The 362-nt window shown below is 67.4% G+C and carries 1 protein-coding gene and 1 pseudogene; both read right to left on the reverse strand.

Annotated features, from left to right (window positions below; all coding sequences use genetic code 11):
• The coding region (locus AC1D0P_RS32325; RefSeq protein ID WP_477680454.1) for an ATP-binding cassette domain-containing protein at positions 1 to 165 on the reverse strand (165 nt) is incomplete at its 3' end.
• Positions 162 to 362, reverse strand: a pseudogene (locus tag AC1D0P_RS32330) (ABC transporter permease); the annotation flags it as partial. The gene AC1D0P_RS32325 and the pseudogene AC1D0P_RS32330, both read right to left, overlap by 4 nt.

The raw sequence follows: 362 nt of genomic DNA on the forward strand, positions 1-362 counted from the left end.
GCCCATGACGGCATTGGCAAGCGTGCTCTTGCCGCTGCCGCTCTCGCCGACAATGCCAAATATCTCGCCCTTCTCGATCTCCAGCGACACGCCGTCGACCGCTGGCCGCGCGTCGCCGCCGGCAAACCGGACTCCGACATTGCTGATGGACAGGACCGTGCTCATCCGGCCACCCCGCGCGGATCGAAGGCGCGGCGCAGCCCTTCGCCGAGGAAGCTGAAGGCCAGCACGGCGACAACGATCGCCAGACCCGGGAAGATCTCCACCCACGGCGCCTGGTTGAGTACATCGCGCCCATCCGACAACATGCCGCCGAGCGACGGTGTCGGCGGCTGTACGCCGAGGCCGAGGAAGGATAGTCC

The sequence above is a fragment of the Polaromonas sp. P1_G2 genome (genome assembly GCF_056405515.1).